Source organism: Sphingobium sp. Leaf26 (assembly GCF_001421665.1).
Classification (GTDB): Bacteria; Pseudomonadota; Alphaproteobacteria; order Sphingomonadales; family Sphingomonadaceae; genus Sphingobium.
The window spans coordinates 454,642-476,729 of sequence record NZ_LMKV01000012.1 but is presented as its reverse complement, the minus strand read 5'-3'; the positions used below and the strand labels follow the sequence as shown (position 1 = coordinate 476,729).

Here is a 22,088-nt window from a genome sequence, read left to right as displayed (position 1 = left end):
GGCAAAACCGGCCTCGCACAGCATCGCCTTGCCCGCGCGAAGGTCAGGATTGAAAGCACTCGATTCATGCCGTTTTTCCAGCCGACCACTCGCCCAAAGGCAGGTACAGCATTTATCCTGCACCGTATTACAATGGCTTATGCGTAAAATCTGCAAAAGACTTGGAACCACCTGACGCAAATGTCATCCTCTTTGCGATAGGGGTGGGGGTCAAGCCTTTGGGGGACATGCTGACCGCGGGCCTGATGGCCCTGCATCGTGAAATCCTGCTGTTCGCCGTCGTCGGACTGGCAATCGGCGGACTGGACGACCTGATGGTCGATGCCCTTTTTCTGTTCCGTCGTTGCTGGCGCAATCTGACCATCTATGCCCGCCACCCACGCATGACCACTGCCACCCTTCCGGCATCATGCAGCCCCGGCAGCATCGCCATATTCATCCCAGCCTGGCGGGAAGCCGATGTCATAGGTCCGATGCTACGTCATGCGCTTGCTTGCTGGCCGCAGGATGACTTCCGGATTTTTGTCGGCATCTATCCCAACGATCCGGAAACATTGAACATGGTGGCCCCGGTCGCGGCCGGTGATCCCCGCATCATCATCGGAGTCAATCCACGCCCCGGTCCCAGCACCAAAGCCGACTGCCTCAACACCCTATGGCGCGCGATGATCGACATGGAAGGCCGCATCGGTCGCCCTTTCAAGGCCGTGCTGCTGCACGATGCCGAGGATGTGGTGCATCCCGACGAGATCCGTCTGTTCGATTTCATGATCGACCGTTTCCCGCTGGTGCAGTTGCCGGTTCTGCCTCTACGCGGTCGTGGCGGCTGGCTGGCCCGCGCCATCGGTAATCATTATGGGGATGAATTTGCTGAAAACCATGGAAAGGCGCTGACCGTAAGGGAGGCGCTGGGCGCTTCCATCCCATCCGCCGGCGTCGCCTGTGCCTTCGAACGGCATATGCTCGGTCGCCTGGTCGATCCGATCCATGAAGGACCGTTCGACCCGTCTTCGCTGACGGAGGATTATGAGGCCGGCCTTCGGATCGCCCATATGGGTGGACGCGGCGTGTTCGTACGGATGCGCGACCGGACTGGCGCGCTGGTGGCCACCCGCGAATATTTCCCCGACAGCATCCATGCCGCCGTCAAGCAGAAGGCGCGCTGGATGGTGGGCATATCGCTGGCCGGGTGGGACCGGATGGGATGGCATGGCGGGCCGGCCGAATGGTGGATGCGCATCCGCGATCGCCGCGCCACTCTGGCCGCCTTCGTCCTGTTCGCCGCCTATCTGGCGCTGATCCTTTGGGCGTTGATCGCGGCGATCGGAATCGTGGTGCCATTCCTCCAGCCACCGCTGCCGCCTTTGATCAACGGACTACTCTGGTGCAACCTCGGCCTGATGCTGTGGCGCACGATCATGCGCGCCCTGTTCGTGGGCCGCGCCTATGGATGGCATCACGGGCTGATGGCCATTCCCCGCACCGTCATTGCCAACTATATCGCCATATTGGCAGCCCGGCGGGCGATGGCCCTCTACGCCCGGTCACTGCTGGGGCAACCGCTCACTTGGGACAAGACCCAGCATAGTTTCCCCGATCTGAAGACCGAGCCATGACGCGCAGCGCAAGCGGTCGCCCCTTGCGTTTCTTCGCCGTGCTGCTGGCAGGCTGGATGATGCTGCGCCTCTTTGGCCCCGACATCATGACCACGGGACAGCGCGCCCCCATCGCCTTGCCGACATTCGTGCCCATATCCGTGCCTTTACCAATGCCTGTACCGGTGATTGCTCCGTCAGCCCGGCTGGCAGCCAGCGCTATCGTGACTATGCCCGCCACCGCCCTTTCCGCCCTGACCATGGGCATGACGCCTGTACCGCCCAGCACTGTGCTCTCTCCGGTTTCCAACCCGCCGCCAACGCGCAAGGAAGAGATACCGGTCGACCTGATGAACTTCATCACCTTCACAACCGGCTTCGCCAACCGCCATTATGCGAGCGACCCGGATTATATCAGTGGCTCCCACAGCCTGACCGTCAGCATGCCACCGCTACTCAGGAAGACGGCTACAGCTGACCGATGGCACGCTGGCGCCTGGCTCCTGTGGCGCGCCGGTGGATCAGTGGGCAGCAAGACAGTCACGGCAGGCCAACTCGGCGGATCGCAGGCCGGTCTGCGTCTGGATTATGACCTCGCGCCTCACGCCGCGACCCGAATGACCGCCTATGGTCGTGCGACCAGCGCGCTCCACCGCCCGGCCGCGCCGGAAGGGGCGGTCGGCCTGGCCATCCAGCCGGTCCGTTCTCTTCCCATCAGCCTCGCGACAGAACGCCGTATCGCCTTGGGAGTCGGCGGTCGCAACGCCAATGCGGTGATGGCAGTGGGCGGCTTCGGCCCGACAGCGATCGCACCGTCGCTCATGACGGAAGCCTATGTCCAGACCGGATTCGTGGGCTTTCGGCAACGGGATGCATTCATAGACGGCAAGTTCTCGTTGACGACGCCGCTGTCCGCCACGCCTTTGCGTCTTGGTATCGCCCTGTCCGGTGGTGCGCAGCCTGGTGCCAGCCGCCTCGACATCGGTCCTGAGCTACAAATTCGCCTGCCCCTGCCGCAGAACAACGCGCGCCTTTCGGTCGAATGGCGACAGCGGATAGCTGGGCATGCCCGCCCCGGATCTGGCCTTGCCGTCACCTTGGCAGCAGATTTTTGATTCAACGGTGCCATCGCGGCTTTATATCGGCGCTGGTTGGCGGTAACCCCGACTGGCATGGATCTCTACCTGCCCATAGCCAATCTGTCGGTCAACGCGCTTGTCATCATCGGCCTTGGCGGCGTCGTCGGCCTGCTGTCCGGCATGTTCGGCGTGGGCGGCGGCTTTCTGACCACGCCGCTGCTGATCTTCTACGGCATCCCTCCTACCGTCGCCGCCGCCTCGGCCGCGTCGCAGGTCACGGGGGCCAGCGTGTCGGGCGTATTTACCCATATGTCACGCGGCACCGTCGATTTCCGCATGGGCGGCGTCCTAATCGCCGGTGGCGTGATCGGCGCTGGCATGGGTGTTTTCATCTTCCGCCTGCTGCAATATCTGGGACAGATAGATACCGTCATCGGCATCCTCTATGTGCTGATGCTGGGTGGCATCGGTGCCCTTATGGCAAAGGAATCGATTCAGGCGCTGGTCGCGCTCAAGACCGGCAAGCGACCGCCCGCCCGCAAGCGCCGCCATCATCCGCTGGTCGCCGCCCTGCCGATGCGCTGGCGCTTCTATCGGTCAGGCCTTTTTATTTCACCGCTGGCACCGCTGCTGCTCGGCATGGCGACCGGCATCCTCACCATGTTGCTGGGCGTTGGCGGCGGTTTCATCTTGGTCCCGGCCATGCTTTATCTGCTGGGCATGGCGACACAGGCGGTGGTCGGCACATCGCTGTTCCAGATTTTGTTCGTCACCATGGCGACAACGATGATGCACGCCATGACGACCAAAGCGGTAGACCTGGTGCTGGCGCTGCTGCTGTTGATCGGCAGCGTGGTGGGCGCGCAGATTGGCACCCGCATATCCATGTCGATCCGCCCGGAGTATCTGCGCATCCTCCTCGCCGCGATCGTGCTGCTGGTTGCTGTGCGCATGGCGCTGGGTCTGGGCTGGCGGCCGGACGAAATCTATATGATCGAGGTGGGCTGATGCGCAGCCTTGCCGTTTTGCTCGCCGCCCTGCTGCTGATCGGTGCGGACGAACCGCAACTTGTGCCCGACGTATCGCAGCGCGACGTGGAGATTCAATACAGCTTCACCGGCGCGGATCTGCTGCTGTTCGGTGCGATCGTCTATCCCGATGGGCGCCAGCCCGACAAGCCAGCCGACATCGTCGTGGTGCTGAAAGGGCCGGAACAATCGATCACCATGCGCGAAAAGCAGAAGGTTGCTGGCATCTGGGTCAATGCCGATACAGCGCGCTTCCGCTCCGCGCCCAGCTTCTACGCCATGGCTTCATCCCGGCCGATCGACCGGATCGTCGATGAACGCACCGCCGCCATCTACGAACTGGGCGTCGACAAGCTGCAACTTTCCCCCGCCTCGTTGAACGAGAGCGGCGAACTGTCCCGCTTCCAGGAAGGACTGGTCGACCTGCGCGCGCGGTCCGGTCTGTTCGTGGAACGCCCCGGCACAGTCGAAATCACTGACGGCGTCCTCTATCGCGCCCGCCTGCCGCTCTCTGCGCGCGTCATCGTGGGCGACTATACCGCCGAAACCTTCCTGGTGCAGGATGGCCGCGTCGTCGCCGCCGCTGTGCGCGACATCACCGTGCGCAAGTCCGGCTTCGAACAGTTCATCGCCACCGCGGCCGAACATTGGTCCTTCGTCTATGGGCTGGTGGCGATCGCCATGGCAGTCGGCATGGGATGGGCCGCCGGCGCCATCGCCCGCCGCATTTGATGCCTCATTCTTTGGACCGGACCCATTGCAGCATGTTCAGGGGCCATTAGCATAGCAGCAAACAGATCGGGGGGGATCGAAACACAAATGGAAGCCGGCACACCAACGGGCGATGGTCCCTTCCAAAATCTGACGCGGCGCAGCCATGCCCTGCGCGCTTCGCTCTCGCGCGAGATGCACATTCGCAAAATGCCACGCATGGATGCGCCGGCGCGTGCCGTGCAATTCATGATGATCGTCGATGAGCAGCAGGCCCGCACCAGCATCGCCGCGCTCAATGACCTGCTGCCATCGGATGGCCCCTCCCCTGATGCAGGCGATCGCTTCTTCGCCTGTCGCGTCGGCGCACTCGGCTTCTCCTGGGAACGGCATAGCGAATTTATAACCTACAGCTTTATTGCAGACGGCTATGGCGAACCGTTCGACCTGTCGCCTTTCACGCCGGTTGCCCATTGGATCGATAGCCTTCCCGGCCAGATCATCCGATCGACTCAAATCGCGCTGACCCGGCAGGAGCCGACCAATATATCGATCTCCAGCTATTTCATGGCAGATGACCTGACCATTTCCGATGTGGCGCAGGGGCGTGCGCGGGTCTGGGCCGATTTCCGCCTCCACGATAATGGCTTTGGCCGCTTGCTTGTTCACGACCGGGGGCTGGAGGGAGCGGAAGCCTCCCTGCTGGTTCAGCGGCTTCAGGAATTGGGCAATTATCGCAAGATAGCGCTATTGGGCCTGCCCGAAGCGCAACAGGCAACGCCCCTTCTCGCCACACTGGAACAGCGGTTGACCGACGTAACTACATGCGTAGCGGAACCGCAGGCGGACGCGGACGCCGTGCTGGAAACCCTGTCCTCGCTCAGCGCCGAACTGGCGCAGATCGTCGCACGCACCCGTTATCGAATGAGCGCAACCCATGCCTATGCCGAACTCTGCTTCGACCGCATCCGTCGGCTGGAAGTGGCGCAGGTTCGCGGCTATCGCTCACTCGACGATTTTACCGAGCGTCGGCTCCTCCCCGCCATGCGCACCTGCGACGCATTCGGGCGACGGCTGGAGGATTTGTCGCAGCGGATCGCCTGGACCAGCGCCATGCTCCGCACCCGCGTCGATACCGCGCTCGCCCGTCGCAATCGCGACCTGCTCGCTTCCATGGACCGCAGAACCGGATTGCAGCTTCGCCTGCAACATACGGTCGAAGGCCTGTCGGTCGTGGCGATCAGCTATTACGCGCTGGGTCTGTGGCACCATATCAAGGAAGCCATCGAGCATCAGGGTGCGCATCTGCCCAGCGGGATCGATCTGGCGCTGATCCCCGCGATCATCGGCGTGGTGTTCCTGGGGCTGCGCCAGATCAAGAAGGTGAAACGCCCGCCGCCCTTGCGGAACGGCGAGACGCTCGATCATTGAAGTTCATTCGACAAGCAATTGCACCGGCCCGATCAGACCAGAAGAGCGCAGGGGCGCATCCGGTTTGTAGGTTGGCGCAGCGGTGAAGGTAATTTTCTGTGCGCCGGGCTGCTGGTCGCCGATCAGGCGATTGACCCACAGATTGGCGACCTTGATCTCCACTGCGTTGTTGCCTGGCTTCACCAGCTTGCCGATGTCGAGGCGGTAGGGCGCGAACCATGTCGTGCCGGCGGCTTGGCCGTTGACGCGCACTTCCGCGACATCGCCGATCTTGCCGAGATCGATCCAGAGCGGCGCGCCTGGCTTCACGCCTTTGGGCAAGGTAAAGCGGCTGCTGTAAGTTGCTTCGCCGGAGAAATAGCGCACGCCGGCATCGGCGTTGTTCTCCAATGGCGTCAGTGTCGGCATCGCGATCTGCGCCGGGGCGCCGCGTCCGGGCTGGAAGCGGACTGTCCAGGGATTGGCAAGCGTCGCAGCCGGGCGGGCCGCCTTTACGGCAACAACGGCGGCGGACGACGTCGCGGGCGTGCGGAACAGGATGAAAAAGGCGTCCTCCGCCCCGACATCGAGCGGGATCACCGTCTCGCCGCTTTCAATGCGGTACGAGACGGGAGCCGCCGAGCCGTCGATCGCGCGCCAGATTTCGGGCCGCTTGCCGGTCACGCGGAAGCGCGCCTCGATGCGGCTCGCCTTGTCGGTGCGGTTGTTGACGAAATAGAGGTCGCCATCCGCCAGCTTGCGATGGACGAAACGATAATCCGCATCGGACGCGCCCTGAGTGATGCGGAAGTCCGCCTCGACACCGGCTGTGGCAAGTGCAGCTTCGACATCATGCGCGGTGATCACCCTGCCCTTGCCGACCGGGCCGCCGCTCCACAGACGATCGGCCAATGCCCTGAAGGCAGCGCCGTCATCCTGAAGGCCCGGCGCGCGTTGAGGCGTTGTGCCGATGACGGTCGCGCCGGCCTCCACCAGCGCAGCGATATGTTGCAGCGTCGCCAGCGTCATCACCCGGCTCGACCCGCCAAGATAGAGGGCGCGGTAGCGAGCGTTACCGGCGACCAGTTCGCCCTTGTCCACGCTCATGCGGTGGGCGAGGATATCGGCATTGACGAAATCATAGGCATAGCGGGTCGGCAAATCCGATGGCACACCATGTTCGAACAGCGCGGTGATAGGCGCATCCTCGCCATAGAAATAGGCGAGGTCCGCATGATCGCGGCCCTGTTGCAGCAGATAGCCGGTACGGGACATATAATCGATCCACGGCTTCGCCATGTTCGCCCAGCTGTCATGCCGGTTGAAATATTGGCCGAAAATCATGAGGCTGAGGCCCGGTAGCTTGTCATCCACCGGCTGATGCACCGATGTATGCACGACTGGGCGATTGACGCCCGATACGAACTCCAGGTCGATGACGCGCTTTAAGTCCGATGGCGCGAAAGCCCAGGGCGCAAAGGCCGAGGTCATGCTTTCGGCCGAAACGATGTTCTGGCCGTAAATATGGGCGACCGAGGCTGCGCCTTTCATGTCGCCAATCAGGGTCGGGCGCGGTGCCGCGCCGCGGTTGAAGGTCCACATCGCCGCCATCGGCACATCGGCATGGGCGCGCATGGCGAGATCGTCGCCCAGTACCGGGCGAGCATTTTCCAGCGCCTCACCATAGACGGTCATGCCATTTTCATGCGCAACCTTGGCCACAGTGCCATAATGCGCATTGGCGAGCAAATCCGCCAAGGTCTGGCGATAGTCATGAAGGAAGGCATCGCTGCGCGCGGCCGATCCCACCACCGCGCCGGTCAGCGTGGGCAGGAAAGGGACCGGATCATAGCCGCGCCGCGCCTTGAATTCATTGACCATGCGCGGCGTCCAGTTGGATGCTCCGACCTCGATGCTGTCGGTCAGAAGGGCGCGGATGCCCTTTTTGCCGATCCAGTCCGCCCCCACCGTATCGCGATACATGCCAACATAGGTTTCGAGATAACGGCGGACGGCGGCGGCGTCATATTTGTCGACTTCAAGGCCCGTGGCTTCGGGCGTCGCGGGATGGTTGGTCTTGCCGGTCAGGGAATAGCCCATGCGGACGATGCGCCAGTCGCTGCCCTTCGGCGCGGTCCAGTCCAGCGTGCCGTCGGAGCGCAACCGATTGGTGATATCCAACACCTTTGCCGGATCGATCGCCGGGGCGGACGGCGCGACGCCGTCGCTCAGCCGGTTGTAGTCGGGCACGATCGCATAGCCCGCCTTGGCTTCAAATTGATCAATCTTCGCTTCCGTCGAGAGGCGCAGGTCGCCGATGCCCAGCATCGGACTGTCCGGGCGGGCGAAGACGTCCATCATGATTGCGCCAGGGGCACCATCGCCCAGACCGGGGGACTTAGGCGCATCATTGGCGGACAGGACCAGCCGGAAGCGCCGCGCGGTGACGGGCGCGAAGCCTATCGTCGCGGACACTTCGGTCAGGGCGAAACGGCCGACTGGCTGCCAGCCCTGCGCTGTCTCGGCCTCCAACGTAGGACGATAGGCCGGATCGCCGAACGGGGGACGAGCATGGGGCACGAACAGGCTGGCGGAACGGATGGTGACGGGCTTGCCATAGTCGAGGATCAGCGCACCGGGGTTGGCGGCGTCACCCTTGGCGACCTGCGCCACGGTTTCCAGGTCATGGTCGAGCAGGGGAGCGGCGATGAGCGTACTGCCGTCGGCCTGGGTCACCTGCGGCAGCGGCAGCGGCGTTGCGCTGACCGCATAGGCGAGAACGCACGCATCGGCATAATAGCTCGGCAGCGCGCCACTCTCGGCGCCACTGGCCAGAGGGTCACTGAACTTCGCGCTCTGGAAAGGACCGGTGATGGAGGGCGGCGTCGGCACCGCGCCCTTCAACCGCTGGCCGCCGCGAAGGTCGGTTTCGCTCCAGACCAGCTTCTTCATCGCATCCTGCGGCTTGACCCAGGGACCGCCCGTCTCACTCCAGCCCGGCGAGGCGGCAATGGCGAATTCCAGCCCCTTCGCATCAGCGGTCTGAACGGCATGGCGGAACGCATCCTTCCAGCCGTCGGTCATATAGATCAGCCGCTCCTTGACGATCTGCGGCGTCATCAGACTGGCATCGAAATTCTGGACCCCGCCGATCCCGATACGGGCCATCCAGTCGAGATCCTTGTCGATCCCGTCCTTGGTGACATTGCCGTTCATCCAGTGCCACCAAACGCGCGGGCGGGCCGACTGGGGCGGGTTCGCGAAGCCGTCGGCCAGTTCATCCGCCAGCGCGGGTGCAGCGAGGAGTGTGCAAGCCAGCAAAGCGGACAGGCGAAGCGTGCGGGATGTCATCGGCGGGCAATCCTCAAATTCAAATTTATCGGGCGGTCGACAGCAGCCGCCGCAGCGCCAATGTGGCGACCAGCGCGCCAAGCGCGCCGCCATAGGCGATCTTGATCGTCAGGGCAGCGCCCCAGGCGATAGACGGAAAGGAGACGCTGCCGATAGAAAAGGCGAGCGCACCGCCCAGAACTGCACCGGCCAGCGCAAACAGCGCCGCGCGGGTCAGGACAGGCCCAAGCGTCGGCGCATGGCCCAGCCGTCGCCGCGCGATGAGCGCCGGAACCAAAGCGCTCATCAAGGCGACGGCGATGCTCTGGGGTATGAAGTCCAGCGCCAGATTGTCGGGCGCCACCCAGCCGATCCGTCGCGGCTGCACCCCAAACACAGCTAAAAAGAAGGCGAAACTCAACAAGCCATTGATGACCACGCTGATCGCCGCTTCCCGCCGGATCGAAATGGCCCTGGTCATGGTTCAACCTTCCTGTTCAAAAGCCCGCGCATCTCCATCCAGGACAGGAATTGCGGCAGCAGGCCGATCGTCGTCGTGCCGGGCTTGCCCATTCCGAAGCCGTGGTCGCCGCGCTCATAGGCGTGCAGTTCCACCGGCACATGCGCCCGCCGCCAGCTTTCGACCAGCGCATAGGAGGGATTGGGGAACAGGCCGTCGTCATTGGCGATGGCCGCGAACATCGGCGGCGCATCGGCCGGCACATCCTGCGCGAGCATCGGACCGTAGACATAGCCGATGAAGGACGGGCGATTGCCCCCCTTCCCTTCCAGCGCCGCGTTGAGCGTCGTCATCGCGCCAGCGGAAAAGCCAATCATGCCGACGCGCTGCGGATCTACGCCCCATTTTCCGGCACTTGCCCGCACCAGCTTGAGCGCTGCCAATGCATCGAGCGTCGCGCGCGGCTCCCTGATCGAAGGCGGCGCAGCAGAATCGCGGAGCGATTCCTCCATACGCTTACCCATATAGGCGGAGGCTGCCGCCGTATCTGCCGGGGTCGGGTTCAGCCGATATTTCAGGACGAAGGCGGCGACGCCATGGTCAGCCAGCCAGCGAGCGACGCTCCAGCCCTCATGGTCCATCGCCAGCAGCATGAAGGCGCCGCCCGGCGCGACCACCACTGCCGCGCCGGTCGCCTTGGCGGGATCGGGCAGGACGGGAGTGATGGTCGGCACGGTGACATTGCGGACAGCCAGATCTTCGCCGAACCGCACCCAGTTTTCGATCGACCCGTTGGGCGCCTTCATGTCCGGGTAAAGCGGAATGGCATCGGGTTCGGCTGGCGCCTGAGCCGGGACCGGAATGGGCATCTGCGCGACCGCCGGGGCGGCGACCAGCAACAGGGCGGTAAGGGCGAGACTCTTCATGGCGGATGCTCCTTTAGAGCGCGTTGCGGCGAGCGATGGCGCCGTAGACAGCGGCGCTGGGCTTGGGCGTGCGGACGAAGGTGACGGGATCAACGCTGTGCAGCCCGAATTTGGGCTTGTAGCCGAAAATCCATTCGAAATTGTCGAGCAGCGACCAGTGACAATAGCCAAGCACAGGCACGCCATCGTCCATTGCCGCCTTGAGGCCGGCGAGCGCTTCTGGGATGAATTTCGCGCGGATCGCGTCATCTTCCGTGCCAACGCCATGTTCGGATACCAGGATCGGCACGCCGGTCGCTTCATGGGCGTAGCGGACGGCGCCGACGAGCGAACCCGGCCAGACTTCTGTGCCCGACCAGTTGACCATCGATCCCTGGGGCGCGGGCAGGCGGCCCTTGTCGCCCCAGAGAGCGCGCTCATAATTCTGCACGCCGATGAAATCGTCGCCCTTCGCGATATCGAGCCACTGGCCGTAGAGTTCGCTGCGCATCCGGTCGCGGATGGACGCCTTGCCCACGGCCTGATCGTCCATCATCGCCAGCGAAATACCGACCGGCAGGTCGGGGCGTACCGCCTTGATCGCGGCCTTGCCCGCCTTGTGCGCGGCGACGAGGCCAGTTTGCAGCGCGGGTAGATCGTCGAAGCCGGCGACATTGGCGCTGACGAATTTGGGCACGCCGAGGCGCTTGGCCGCAGTTTCCAGCGTCAGTTTCTGAATGTCCCAGACCTGCGGAGGCAGCATCGGCTTCAGCAGCAGCAGGATATTAGGTTCATTGAAGGTGATGACGCGGTCGATCCCCTGCCCAAGCGCGCGGGTCGCCTTGTCGCAATAGCGGCCGAAGAGCGCGGCGCTTTCCGGGTTGGTCCACCCCCCCTGCGCGCTGAACCAGCGCGGTGCGGTGAAATGGCTGTAGGTGACGACCGGGGTCAGACCGCGCGACCGGCAGCCGTCGATCACAGCCTTGTAGTGATCGAGCATCGCTTGGCTGAACAAGCCTTTCTCCGGCTCGATCCGCGCCCATTCGATGCCGAAGCGATAGCAGTTGAGGCCCATCGCCTTGGCAAGATCCAGATCGGTTTCCCACAATGTAAAGCTGTTGCAGGCATCACCGGACGGCTGGCTAAAGACGGTGGGCTGCTGGTTTTCCAGAAACCACAGGTCGCTGGCGATATTATTGCCTTCGATCTGGTGCGGCGCGGTAGCCGCGCCCCATAGGAAACCCTTGGGGAAGGCCGGATCTACTGTCTTGCGCGCGGCGAAGGCGGGGGCAGCCATCAGTGCGGCGCCGGTGGCCAGAAGGGTCCTGCGGTTGAGCATATGTCCGTCTCTCCTCTTATGATTGTCAGGCGGTGGTTTCGCGCACGAAGGCGCAGATTTCGTCGGCGAGCCGCCGGTCGGCGGTGCCAAGGTGCATTGCCATGCTGTAATGATTGTGGCCCGAATGAATGTAACCGCGCGGCATGATGCCGTGACGGGAAAGCCGATCCTGCATCAGACCCAGAAATTCGGCCTGGAAACGCGGCGGGTCGAACTCGGCGCAGGCGAGCAGCAACGGCAAGTCGGTGGCGGCGACCGCTTCCAGCGGCATCCGGTCGGGATAGAGCGCAGGATCGCCATAATAGAGCATGTCGCGCTCATCGAGCGGCGTGTAGCCATAAAGGCCCGACAGCAGGATGGTGGCGCGAATGTCGCGCGCTCCCGCCAGCTTCAGATAGCCGGCGACGTGCACGGCTCCGGCCGATGTCCCCATCAGTACGATGCGATCGGGATCACCCCCATGCTCTGCGGCATGAGCCTTCAGCCAGTCGACGACCGAAGCGACATCCTCCGACCCCGCCGGCCAGGCATGGTCGGGCGCCAGACGATAGTTGATGACGACGCCCAGGAAACCCGCCTGCGCCGCCATGCGACCGACATTGGCGTTGGGCCAGTCCTCCGCCCCGCCCTTGTTCCCTTTGAGGAAACCGCCGCCATGGACGAAGACGAGGATCGGCGCCAAGCCATCACCCTGTGTCTGGTAGAGGTCGAGGCGATGCCGATCATGCGGGCCATAGGCGATATCGGCCTGCGACACCGGCTGCCCTAGCACCAGAGCCGATTGGTCCGCATCGAACAGCGCACGGCATCGGATCAGCACGTCCGGGCCAAGGCTGGTACCCAGAGCGGCTATCGCCTGTCTGATGTCAGCCTGCTGCATCATTCATCCTCTCCCGCTGGTAAACGGGGAGGCAACATGCCCCCCCGCATCTTTTTTTTAAAAGCGACCCTCAAGCGAAACGCCGAAGGTGCGCTCGGCTTCACGGCTGCGCCAGTTCACATAGCCACCATCGGAGAAAGGCAATCCCAGGATGGCCGAGTTAAAATCGGTCTTGAACAGATTGCGGACAAAGCCGCCGATCCGCCAGGCACCATCCGCATCGCCAAGACCGATATTCAGGTTCACGATCTCATAAGCGGGTTGGATCGTGTTCTTGTCGCCAACCGCATTCTGGGTCTTACTGCGGAAAGACAGATTAGCCGACGCATCAAAGGTGAGAGTCTCGGTAACCGGCTTTTCCCATGTCGCACCAAGCACGATGCTATATTTGGGCGATCCGGGCAAAACCTGTCCCTTCGCCTGATAAAGTGGCGTCGTGGCCGTCGATCCTGGTGCGTTGCATACCGTAGCGGACGTGCCAGCCAGCACGAATACCGACGGGCAAGCGGTCAGATAATCGGTGAATTTGGCGTCCGAATAGGTGAGCGAGGCGTTGACTGAGAACTCCTTGACCGGGCGTGCGACCATTTCAATCTCGAAGCCTTTGACTTCCGCCCCACCCGCATTTTCTGTCAGGAACTCCTGACCGTTGAAAACGGATGTCTGAAGATCCTTATATTTGTCCCAGAAACCGTTGATGTTGAGCGTCAGCGTGCGGTCCAGAAACTGCATCTTGGCACCAGCCGTGAGATCCTTAACCGTCTGTGGCGCGACCGAGCTGCGCGTACCGGTCAGACCCGAGAAAGTGACCGTGGGACCGAGATAACCGCGTGCAAAGGTTGCGTAGAACAGTAGATCACGGTCCGGTTTATATTCCATGCCAAAGCGGCCGGACACGTCCGTCTTTTTTGCGCTGCCGGTCTGAAGGTCACGCGCGGCGTAGGGTATGGTACCTGATGGCGTGAAGCCGTTGGACGGCATTGGCGGCACGAACGGATCAAGATCCGTATCGACATAGGAAAAGTTGCTTGCCTTTACCTTGTCCCGGGTCAGGCGACCGCCACCGATCAGGCTGAGCGTGTCGGTGATGTGATATTTGCCGTCGAAGAACAGCGCCGCGCTATCCGACGTCGTTCGCGTCACATTGTAACCCGACGTAATCGATACGGTGGGGAAGGAGGAATAGGGAAGCGCGGGACGAAGAATAGCACTCTGTCCGCCGCCCAATCCCGATTTCTGCCGTGAAAGATATAGGCCCGCAATATATTCAAGCGGTTGTCCAGACGGCGACGTCAGGCGCAATTCCTGCGAGTAGAAGCGCTTGGTTTCGCCCTTTGCCTTGGCAAAGAACTTTTCATAGGGCAATCCATCGATCGAATAAGTGTAAGGCGCTTCGTTAAATTCACGATAGGCGGTTATCGACGACAAGGTATAATCGCCCAGTTCCAGGTCGGCCTGCAACGACGCACCATAATTTTCGACGTCGTAATAGCCCTGACCGTCTTCGATCGACACGTCGTTATGCAGTCCCGGGTTCACACCCAGCGCGGCGAAGTTAACAAATGGAAGGCCTGCAATACCACCCGGCGCAGTCTGGGCCGCAGACAGTTTGTTGAGCGTCCAGGTCTGGCCCGGTCCCTTCTGCTTCTGACGCGAATAGTCGCCGATCACATAGACGGAAAAGCCGTCAGTCGGTTCGATCAGCAGCTTGGCACGGGTGCCGTAGAAATGCTGGCCACCCCAGCTTTCATCGCGGACGGTATTCTTGATGAAGCCGTCATAGGCGCGATCAAAGGCATAGATGTTGAGCGCCGCCTTCTGGCCCAGCGGAATGTTCACGGCGCCATGGATGTCACGCTCGTTGAGCGAGCCGTAAGAGGCAAAGGCATTACCATTGAAAGCGCCCAGTTCGGGCTTCTTGGTAGTGATGTTGATGACGCCGGACGAAGCGTTCTTGCCGAACTGAGTTCCCTGCGGTCCCTTGAGCACTTCGATCCGCTCCAGGTCGCCCAGGCTGTTCACCGGGCTGCCGAAGCCGACCACGACGTTATCGACCACAAGACCAACAGGCGCTTCCGACGCGCTGGTAAAGCCCCCAAGCGTACCAACCCCGCGAACGCGGAAACCGGCATCGTTCGGGGTAGTCCCGAACTGCACGCCGGAGAAGGTATAGGCGATGTTGGTCAGATCCTTGAACCCGGTCGCCGCCAGTTGCTCCGCGCCAATCGCCGACACGGCGAGCGGCACGTCCTGCAAACGCTCGGCGCGGCGGGTCGCAGTGACGACGATGTCGACGCCGGCAGGCGCGGCATCGGCAGCTTCCTGCGGCACCGTGGCGTCCTGTGCGAAGACGGGCGCGACGATGGCGAGCGTGCTGACGCCCGCCATGGCCAAGATGGACTTTTGGAACTTACGCATGATTACTCCTCCCCTTCTTATGATTGGGTCGATTGGACTTATTGTTCGTCGATGATGCGGTTGGTGAGCGTGCCGACCGTGCCGATGCTGATTTCGACCTTGTCGCCGGCCTTCATGTAGAGCGGCGGGGTACGCTTATCGCCGACGCCGCCGGGCGTGCCGGTGGCGATGACGTCGCCGGGGGCGAGCGGGGTGAAGGCCGACACATATTCGATCACGGTCGGGATATCCCAGATCATGTCGCTGACCGGCTGGTCCTGAAGCAGTTCGCCGTTGAGGCGGGTCTGGACGCGCAGCGCGGCAAGGTCTTCGATCTCATCCGCCGTCACCAGCGCAGGGCCGAAACCGCCGGTGCCGGGAAAGGTCTTGCCGGGCGTGAACTGGATATTGTGACGCTGCCAGTCGCGCGCGCTGCCATCGTTGAAGGCGGCGTAACCGGCGACATAGTTCCAGGCGTCGGCCGCTGCGACCTTGTGGCAGGGCTTGCCGATGACGACCGCCAGTTCGCCTTCATAATCGAAGCGTTCGGTCACGGCCGGCTTCACCATCGGCTGGCCGTCGGCGATCAGACTGTCGGCATAGCGGACAAAGATCGCCGGATGCGCTTTCTGCTCGCGGCCTGTTTCCTTGACATGCTCGGCATAGTTCAAACCGACGCAGAGTATCTTGGCGGGATCGGGAATAACCGGCAGCAGCACGATATCGGCGGCAGCAAAGGTCGCACCATCCGCCAGCGCGCCCAGACTGCCTTCGGCCAGCGCCGCCTTCAGGCTGGGCGTCGCATCGGTCGCCAGTTCGACGATGGTTTCGCCATCGAGACGGCCGAAGCTTGGGGTGCCGTTGGGGCGGCGGAAGCTGACATAACGCATTAGTGATTTTCCTCTGTCAGGACGTCCAGCGGCTGGGCCAAAGGCTTGGCATCCCAGTCGCGGCGATGGCGAAATTTCTCTTCAGCGGCGCGCAGGCCACCGAAATCCTTGTCGGACATGCCCCATTGGTCGATTCGGTTTTCCGGCCAGGTCCAGTCTTCCGGCGCACCAGCCTGATAATCGTCAGGCACCTTGTTCACGGCAGTCGAAAATTCGATGACGGGTCCAAAAGGCGCGATGAAATAAGCAAAGACATTGGCGCCAGGACCATGACGGCCCGGCCCCCAGGCTGGCGCCATATCTTGATCGCGAAGGCGGCCGATGCCGCGCATCACTGCATCCATATCCTCCATCTCGAAGGCGATATGGTTGAGGCTGGCGAAGCCGGCACGGGCGAAGGCAGTGCTGTGATGCGAGTCATTACAGCGTACGAAGACCATGCCCTTGGTCCGGTCCGATACGCGGAAGCCCAGCGCGTCCTCGACCAGATGACCGGTCGCTTCGGCGTCCGCGCTGTTGAACACGACATGGGTCAGCTTGACCGGCAGGTCCGCGCCCTCGATCGGTGCCACTTCCGCAGCGTCGACCAGGAAGCGGAGCAGTTCGCCCTCCGCCAGTTCGACAACGATACCGTGGCCGCCACCCAGATCGCTGGAGGTGACGGGCGCGGCGATCAGGCCCGCATCGGTCACGCTGTGCTTCAGTTGCTCCAGCCGATCGGCGGTGCAGACGAAGGTGGTTGAGCGAACATAAGGCTGCGCCGACTCTTCCAGTGCGACCAGATAGGGATAGCTGCCTGATCCGCGCAGATAATGGATGTCGCCGACGACATCCGCCGGGGCCATGCCCCAGATGTCGGTCAGGAAGGCCGCTGCCTCCGCCGCGCCGGGCAGCGCCAGTTCGATGCTGCGCAACTTCATTGCTTGTCTCCATGGGAAAGGCCGGCGGCCAGGATGCCGGCAATGGCGCAGGCTTCGTCGCATTCGCCGGTGTCGCCACTGATCCCGACGGCGCCCATTACCGTTCCTTCCACGTCACGGATCAGGACGCCGCCGGGGGACAGAGCGAGCCGACCGCCGGTGGCGGCGACGACGCTCTGAAAAAATACAGGGTTGGAAGCGGCACGCGCGGCAAGTATCCGCGTATCCGCCCCCATCCCCAGTGCGCCGGTGGCCTTGGCCTTTGCGATGTCGAAGCGGAACAGGCTGGCGCCATCCTCGCGCACCATGGCAACAGGATGCGCGCCGGCATCCAGCGCCACCACGGCCAGCGGCTGGGCGCCATCAGTGCGCCCCTTGGCAAGGGCGGCATCGATGATGGTCCGCGCCTGAACGAGCGTGAGGCTCATGCGGCAATCTCCTGATGGGCTGCGCCGGCGATGAGGGCGTTGCGCCGGGCGATGAGGTCGGCGGCCTTGCCGGTGCCGAAGACATAATGGTCGGGCCGGATCAACACGGAGTCGGCATTGCGGTCGGCCAGCCAGTCGGCGATCGCGCCGCCATCGGCCAGGTGCGCGAGATCGACGATGGTCACATCACCGCCATCGATCGCCGTCCGGGTGAAGAGGCGCCAGCCGCCGCCGGTCACATCGTCCAGCAACAGGTCGCCGACGCGCGGCTGAATGAAGCGCTCGCCTGCGCCAGCCGTACCGGTCGCGACGATGCCTGTCGCAATGGCGGGGATCAAATCGGCGGCGGTGCCCTGCTGCGCGCCCTTGGCGGCTTCGCGCATGGTCGCGTCGCGCTCGGCGGCGGCTTGCGGATCAAGCATGCAAATATAGCGGCCCGCCCCCACGGCGGCGGAAATGACGGCGCGGACATGGGGGTCGCGTTCGGGCTGATATGTGTCGAGCAGCGCGTCGGGCGCCTTGCCTGCCAGCACCAGATCCAGCTTCCACGCCAGATTGGCGACGTCTCGCAGACCGTGGCACATGCCTTGTCCAAAAAAGGGCGGCGTCTGGTGCGCGGCATCGCCGGCCAGAAAGACGGCGCCTTGCCGCCACCGCTCGGCGATCAGACCGTGGAAGCGATAGGTGGCTGCGCGCACCACCTTGTGTGGAACCCCGGAGAGATAAGGTTCGACAAGGGCTGCGACGGCTTGCGGCTCCATCATCGCCCGGTCGTCTTCGCCTGGCAGCAACATGAATTCCCAGCGGCGGTGATTGCCGCGTCCCGGCACGATGGTCGCGGGCCGCCTGGGATCGCACATCATGACCGACAATTTCTGGAGGTCGGCTGCTTCGGGCACGGCCCAGAGGTCGGGGAAGCGGACCGGGCCATCGACCTCGGCATCGACCACCAGCCAGGGTTCTTCGAAATCCAGATCGTCCAGCCTGATATCCAGCGCCTTGCGCACTGCGCTGCGTGCGCCGTCGCAGGCGATGACATAGCGCGCCTGTTCGCTGCGACCGCCCGAAAGGTGGAGCGTGACGCCATCCGCACCCTGATCCAGCCCTTCAAATGCGACACCGAGTTGGACAGTTATATTGGGGTAATCATTCAGCGCATTCCGGAGGTGATCCTCCAGTTCGGGCTGATAAAAGAAATAGTCGTTGGACCAACTGAACGGGCGCGCGCGGCCGACCGTGCCCATGTAGCGGATTACGCCATGGTCTGCGCCGACATGCAGATGCCCTTCGGTATCGCGCATGTCGCCTGCGACCCGATCGATCACGCCGGCCGACTGGAACAGGCGCATCATCTCATGGTCCAGATGCACCGCGCGGGGCAGCGGATAGGGATGCGCCTCCTGCTCGATCACCAGGACCGATGCACCGGATTTCCCAAGGAGATTGGCCGCAAAGGCCCCCACCGGCCCGCAGCCGATGATCGCAACATCGAACATGAAAGCGTCTTTCCGGTCAGGCGGTCACGGGCTGTTCTGCCGGCGACTTATATAGCCGCCCACCCAGCATGATCATCTTGATATGATTGGCATCCTGCATGATGCGAACGTCCTTTGCAGGATCACCGTCGATCAGCAGCAGGTCGGCCAGATAGCCCGGCTTCACCTGTCCAACTTGCTGTCCCATAAGCTGTCCGCCAAGCATGGTGGCGGCGCTCAGGGCTTCGGCCGGGGTGAAGCCGTAATAAGTGACGAAATGCTCCAGGTCGCGGGCATTGCGGCCATGGGGGTTGAAGGGGAAACCATAGTCCCCGCCAGGCAGGATGCGCACGCCCCGCGCCTTGAGCTTGGGCACCAGCGCTTTTTCCAGTTCCAGACGCTCGGCAGCGCTGGCCTTCATCGACGACATGTCGATATGCGGCGGCGGCGACGCTTCGAGCGCGGCTACCGAGACGCCGGGACCGGGGGCGTAGAAAATTGCGTCCTTCTTCGCCGCCATCGCGTCGATCGCAGCATCGTCAGCGAAGGAGCAGTGATAGAGGATACGCGCGCCAGCTTCGAGTGCGAGGGTGATGGCGCGGGGCGAATAGGCATGGGTGGCGATCCACAGGCCCGCCTCTTTGGCAGCCTCGCCCGCAGCCAGCATTTCCTCGTCCGTGTAGAGGATGTCGCCCGACGATCCGGGTTTGAGTGCGTCCTCACCGGAAATGACCAGCTTCAGCGACTTGACCCCTTCCGCCGCGCAATAGGCGACGAAGCCGCGCATGGCTTCGGGGCCGCGACCGTTGAACACGTCGCCGGTCTCGACGCCTTCTTCGCCTTCCGGGCTGCGTTCCAGCGTCGAAGGGACGAGGCGCGGGCCGGGCGTTTCGCCGGCCTCGATCGCGCGAGCCAGTTCCGGTTCGATCTGGTCGCCCAGCGCGCCGGCCGAATAGAGGCTGGTATAGCCATGGTCGAGCAGCACGCGGGCGTTACGCCAGGCGGCAACCTTCAACTCTTCGGGCGGCAGGATGAACTGGTGATAGATTTTCTCGACCGAGCTGCCCCAGGTCAGATGGGTATGGGCGTCGACCATACCGGGCATCAGAGTGCCGCCCTGGCCGTCGATCACGCTGTCGGCTTCGACATCCGTATCGGCAGGCAGGACAGCAGCGATGCGATCGCCTTCGATCAGGACGGCGCCGGGGACGGGATCGCTGCCCGTTCCGTCGAATATCCGAACATTGCGGATAAGCTGTCGCACCTGAAGTCTCTCCTGCCGTCGTTATGGAGACGTTATGGACCTCTCCGACCGGGAAGAAAAATAATGATTTTTCGATATGTCATAGCTTGGAACTATGGATGAGCGTATCGAGCAATTCAGTGCCCAGGCGTGACAGGCGAGCGCCCGCCAATTTGCGCACGCCAATGCTGCGAGCGAATTGCGCTTCCTCGATGGTGATGGCGCGCAGCACGCCGATCGACAACTCTGCCGAGGCGACCTGCATCGGCAATATCGTGACGCGCTGGCTGCCGCGCACCATCGCCTTGGTGGTGAGCAGGGAGTCGCAGCGGATGATATCCTGCGGCACGGGGATGTCGGCGGCCATGAACAGCGCATCGACCTGACGGCGGAACGCGCCCCGCGCTTCGGGCAGCACCCAGCGCATATGCGCCGTGTCACGCAACGAGAGGCGCGCAGGCATATGATCATTCTGCTTGCCCACGATCAGGGCAAAGGGATCACGGGAGAAGGTGCGTTCTTCAATGCCTTCAGGCGGCTGTTCGATGCCGGTCGTGACGAACGCCAGCTCGATCTCGCCGCGATGGAGCATCGCCGCCAGATCATGGTCTGGCCGTTCCACCACATGCAGGGCGAAATGGCCGATCCGTGCCTCCATGCGACGCACGGCGTCGGGTAGCAGGCTGACCAGCGCGCCGGGCGTACCACCGACGCGCAGCGGCCCGGTGACACCGGCGCTGGCCAGTTTAACCTCCGTCTGCACATCGGCCATCAGGCTGTCGATCGCCTCCGCCCGGCGCAGCAGCGCTTCGCCTTCAGGGGTCAATTGGATACCACTGCGCGAGCGCTCGAACAGCGACACTCCGCCGAGCGACTGTTCCAGCTGCGCGATCGCATTCGACACGGACGGCTGCGAAATATTGAGCGCCCGCGCGCCGCCGCTGATGCTGTTGGCACGGCAAACAGCGAGAAAGGTGCGAATGGCACGCGGGTCGATCATCAGCCGATATCCCCGATGATGGCGGCATAAGCGGCAGGATCGACATTGCTGCCCGACATCACCACGACGCTGGCGCCATAGCAGGACGGCGCGAGGCCGCTGAGCATCGCGGCCAGTGCGACCGCCCCGCCCGGCTCCACCACCAGTTTGAGCGAAGAGAAGGCGAAGCGCATGGCATCCCGCACCTGATCGTCGCTGACGACCAGACCGCCGGACAGCAGCGCCCGGTTGATCGGGAAGGTCATGGCGCCGGGGCTAGGTGCCATCAACGCGTCGCAAATGCTGCGGGCATCGGCCGACACCGTTTCGCGTTGGCCGCTGGCGAGCGAACGGGCGGTATCGTCGAAGCCGACGGGTTCGACCGAGTACAGGTCGATGCCGGGCGCGCGCGCCTTGACCGCCGTGGCGATGCCGGCGGTCAGGCCACCGCCGCCGCAACAGACGAGAATCTGGCCGATATCCGCGCCCGCTTCCGCCGCCTGATCCAGAATTTCAAGGCCGGTCGTCCCCTGCCCTGCGATGATGAAGGGATCGTCGAAGGACGGCACCAGCGTCGCGCCCCGCTCCTGCGACAAAGCGGTGGCGATTTCCTCGCGGCTTTCCCTATGGCGGTCGTAGGTCACGATCTCCGCGCCGAGTGCGCGGGTGTTGGCCAGCTTGATCGCGGGCGCATCGGCCGGCATCACGATGGTCGCCGGCATGCCGAGCAGCTTTGCGGCGGCGGCCACGCCCTGCGCATGATTGCCCGACGACCAGGCGACGACGCCCGCCGCCCGCTCGCGCTCGTCCAGACGCGCGAGGCGGTTATAGGCGCCGCGAAATTTGAACGATCCGGTCCGCTGCGCCCCTTCGAACTTCAGCAGGACGCGGCGACCGACCCGATCGTTGAGCGCATCATTTTCCAGCAAGGGCGTGCGGATCGCGGTAGGCGCGATGACGTTAGCGGCATCGATGATGTCGGCGATGGTGATGACGGGCGATTGGTCCATGCGCTGCTC

Annotated in this window: 18 protein-coding genes; 5 read left to right on the top strand and 13 right to left on the bottom strand. The window is 63.3% G+C overall.

Annotated elements, in window-relative coordinates; all coding sequences use genetic code 11:
- The first annotated feature begins 227 nt into the window (after window positions 1-227).
- The 5 genes from ASE85_RS11210 (at window position 228) to ASE85_RS11190 (ending at window position 5,844) form a co-directional block, all read left to right on the top strand.
- On the top strand, window positions 228-1,616 hold the full coding sequence (locus tag ASE85_RS11210; protein WP_056687803.1) for a glycosyl transferase family protein: 1,389 nt from the start codon (window positions 228-230) through the stop codon (window positions 1,614-1,616).
- Complete coding sequence (locus tag ASE85_RS22405; protein ID WP_082462758.1) at window positions 1,613-2,710, top strand: hypothetical protein; 1,098 nt, start codon at window positions 1,613-1,615, stop codon at window positions 2,708-2,710. The genes ASE85_RS11210 and ASE85_RS22405 overlap by 4 nt, the downstream gene beginning before the upstream one ends.
- A gap of 57 nt (window positions 2,711-2,767) precedes the next feature.
- On the top strand, window positions 2,768-3,682 hold the full coding sequence (locus ASE85_RS11200; RefSeq protein ID WP_056687800.1) for a sulfite exporter TauE/SafE family protein: 915 nt from the start codon (window positions 2,768-2,770) through the stop codon (window positions 3,680-3,682).
- Window positions 3,682-4,434 (top strand): TIGR02186 family protein, encoded by a 753-nt coding sequence (locus tag ASE85_RS11195; protein ID WP_056687797.1) that lies wholly within the window; start codon window positions 3,682-3,684, stop codon window positions 4,432-4,434. The genes ASE85_RS11200 and ASE85_RS11195 overlap by 1 nt, the downstream gene beginning before the upstream one ends.
- A gap of 87 nt (window positions 4,435-4,521) precedes the next feature.
- On the top strand, window positions 4,522-5,844 hold the full coding sequence (locus ASE85_RS11190; RefSeq protein ID WP_056687794.1) for a DUF3422 domain-containing protein: 1,323 nt from the start codon (window positions 4,522-4,524) through the stop codon (window positions 5,842-5,844).
- A gap of 3 nt (window positions 5,845-5,847) precedes the next feature.
- On the opposite strand, the gene ASE85_RS11185 is transcribed toward ASE85_RS11190, so the two are convergent.
- From ASE85_RS11185 to ASE85_RS11125, 13 genes are all read right to left on the bottom strand, one after another.
- Window positions 5,848-9,174, bottom strand: a complete 3,327-nt coding sequence (locus ASE85_RS11185; protein WP_056687791.1) for a glycosyl hydrolase — start codon at window positions 9,172-9,174, stop codon at window positions 5,848-5,850.
- A 25-nt stretch (window positions 9,175-9,199) separates the two neighbouring features.
- Window positions 9,200-9,634: a hypothetical protein gene (locus ASE85_RS11180; protein ID WP_056687788.1), complete on the bottom strand. Its 435-nt coding sequence runs from the start codon at window positions 9,632-9,634 to the stop codon at window positions 9,200-9,202.
- A complete protein-coding gene (locus ASE85_RS11175; protein ID WP_056687785.1) occupies window positions 9,631-10,539 on the bottom strand; it encodes an alpha/beta hydrolase in 909 nt (302 codons plus the stop codon). Before ASE85_RS11175 ends, ASE85_RS11180 begins: the two co-directional genes overlap by 4 nt.
- A gap of 13 nt (window positions 10,540-10,552) precedes the next feature.
- Window positions 10,553-11,857: a glycoside hydrolase family 1 protein gene (locus ASE85_RS11170; RefSeq protein WP_056687782.1), complete on the bottom strand. Its 1,305-nt coding sequence runs from the start codon at window positions 11,855-11,857 to the stop codon at window positions 10,553-10,555.
- A 25-nt stretch (window positions 11,858-11,882) separates the two neighbouring features.
- Entirely contained in the window at window positions 11,883-12,737 is an 855-nt protein-coding gene (locus ASE85_RS11165; protein ID WP_056688704.1) for an alpha/beta hydrolase, read from the bottom strand.
- 57 nt (window positions 12,738-12,794) lie between these two features.
- Complete coding sequence (locus tag ASE85_RS11160; protein WP_082462756.1) at window positions 12,795-15,155, bottom strand: TonB-dependent receptor; 2,361 nt, start codon at window positions 15,153-15,155, stop codon at window positions 12,795-12,797.
- 38 nt (window positions 15,156-15,193) lie between these two features.
- Entirely contained in the window at window positions 15,194-16,024 is an 831-nt protein-coding gene (locus ASE85_RS11155) for a fumarylacetoacetate hydrolase family protein (protein ID WP_056687776.1), read from the bottom strand.
- Entirely contained in the window at window positions 16,024-16,944 is a 921-nt protein-coding gene (locus ASE85_RS11150) for a VOC family protein (RefSeq protein WP_056687773.1), read from the bottom strand. Before ASE85_RS11150 ends, ASE85_RS11155 begins: the two co-directional genes overlap by 1 nt.
- The gene (locus tag ASE85_RS11145; RefSeq protein ID WP_056687770.1) at window positions 16,941-17,372 is read right to left on the bottom strand and encodes a GlcG/HbpS family heme-binding protein; all 432 of its coding nucleotides are present in this window, start codon (window positions 17,370-17,372) and stop codon (window positions 16,941-16,943) included. Before ASE85_RS11145 ends, ASE85_RS11150 begins: the two co-directional genes overlap by 4 nt.
- On the bottom strand, window positions 17,369-18,868 hold the full coding sequence (locus ASE85_RS11140) for a bifunctional 3-(3-hydroxy-phenyl)propionate/3-hydroxycinnamic acid hydroxylase (protein WP_056687768.1): 1,500 nt from the start codon (window positions 18,866-18,868) through the stop codon (window positions 17,369-17,371). The genes ASE85_RS11145 and ASE85_RS11140 overlap by 4 nt, the downstream gene beginning before the upstream one ends.
- Window positions 18,869-18,884: 16 nt before the next feature.
- Window positions 18,885-20,111, bottom strand: coding sequence for an amidohydrolase family protein (locus ASE85_RS11135; protein WP_056687765.1), 1,227 nt, complete (start codon window positions 20,109-20,111; stop codon window positions 18,885-18,887).
- A gap of 79 nt (window positions 20,112-20,190) precedes the next feature.
- On the bottom strand, window positions 20,191-21,090 hold the full coding sequence (locus ASE85_RS11130; protein ID WP_056687762.1) for a LysR family transcriptional regulator: 900 nt from the start codon (window positions 21,088-21,090) through the stop codon (window positions 20,191-20,193).
- Entirely contained in the window at window positions 21,090-22,079 is a 990-nt protein-coding gene (locus tag ASE85_RS11125) for a threonine ammonia-lyase (protein WP_056687760.1), read from the bottom strand. The genes ASE85_RS11130 and ASE85_RS11125 overlap by 1 nt, the downstream gene beginning before the upstream one ends.
- Window positions 22,080-22,088 lie beyond the last annotated feature (9 nt).

Excerpts from the sequence above, each read along its gene's own strand:
- ASE85_RS11210 (WP_056687803.1), top strand. The coding sequence starts at position 228 with ATGCTGACCGCGGGCCTGATGGCCCTGCATCGTGAAATCCTGCTGTTC.
- ASE85_RS22405 (WP_082462758.1), top strand. The coding sequence starts at position 1,613 with ATGACGCGCAGCGCAAGCGGTCGCCCCTTGCGTTTCTTCGCCGTGCTG.
- ASE85_RS11200 (WP_056687800.1), top strand. The coding sequence starts at position 2,768 with ATGGATCTCTACCTGCCCATAGCCAATCTGTCGGTCAACGCGCTTGTC.
- ASE85_RS11195 (WP_056687797.1), top strand. The coding sequence starts at position 3,682 with ATGCGCAGCCTTGCCGTTTTGCTCGCCGCCCTGCTGCTGATCGGTGCG.
- ASE85_RS11190 (WP_056687794.1), top strand. The coding sequence starts at position 4,522 with ATGGAAGCCGGCACACCAACGGGCGATGGTCCCTTCCAAAATCTGACG.
- ASE85_RS11185 (WP_056687791.1), bottom strand. The coding sequence starts at position 9,174 with ATGACATCCCGCACGCTTCGCCTGTCCGCTTTGCTGGCTTGCACACTC.
- ASE85_RS11180 (WP_056687788.1), bottom strand. The coding sequence starts at position 9,634 with ATGACCAGGGCCATTTCGATCCGGCGGGAAGCGGCGATCAGCGTGGTC.
- ASE85_RS11175 (WP_056687785.1), bottom strand. The coding sequence starts at position 10,539 with ATGAAGAGTCTCGCCCTTACCGCCCTGTTGCTGGTCGCCGCCCCGGCG.
- ASE85_RS11170 (WP_056687782.1), bottom strand. The coding sequence starts at position 11,857 with ATGCTCAACCGCAGGACCCTTCTGGCCACCGGCGCCGCACTGATGGCT.
- ASE85_RS11165 (WP_056688704.1), bottom strand. The coding sequence starts at position 12,737 with ATGCAGCAGGCTGACATCAGACAGGCGATAGCCGCTCTGGGTACCAGC.
- ASE85_RS11160 (WP_082462756.1), bottom strand. The coding sequence starts at position 15,155 with ATGCGTAAGTTCCAAAAGTCCATCTTGGCCATGGCGGGCGTCAGCACG.
- ASE85_RS11155 (WP_056687776.1), bottom strand. The coding sequence starts at position 16,024 with ATGCGTTATGTCAGCTTCCGCCGCCCCAACGGCACCCCAAGCTTCGGC.
- ASE85_RS11150 (WP_056687773.1), bottom strand. The coding sequence starts at position 16,944 with ATGAAGTTGCGCAGCATCGAACTGGCGCTGCCCGGCGCGGCGGAGGCA.
- ASE85_RS11145 (WP_056687770.1), bottom strand. The coding sequence starts at position 17,372 with ATGAGCCTCACGCTCGTTCAGGCGCGGACCATCATCGATGCCGCCCTT.
- ASE85_RS11140 (WP_056687768.1), bottom strand. The coding sequence starts at position 18,868 with ATGTTCGATGTTGCGATCATCGGCTGCGGGCCGGTGGGGGCCTTTGCG.
- ASE85_RS11130 (WP_056687762.1), bottom strand. The coding sequence starts at position 21,090 with ATGATCGACCCGCGTGCCATTCGCACCTTTCTCGCTGTTTGCCGTGCC.
- ASE85_RS11125 (WP_056687760.1), bottom strand. The coding sequence starts at position 22,079 with ATGGACCAATCGCCCGTCATCACCATCGCCGACATCATCGATGCCGCT.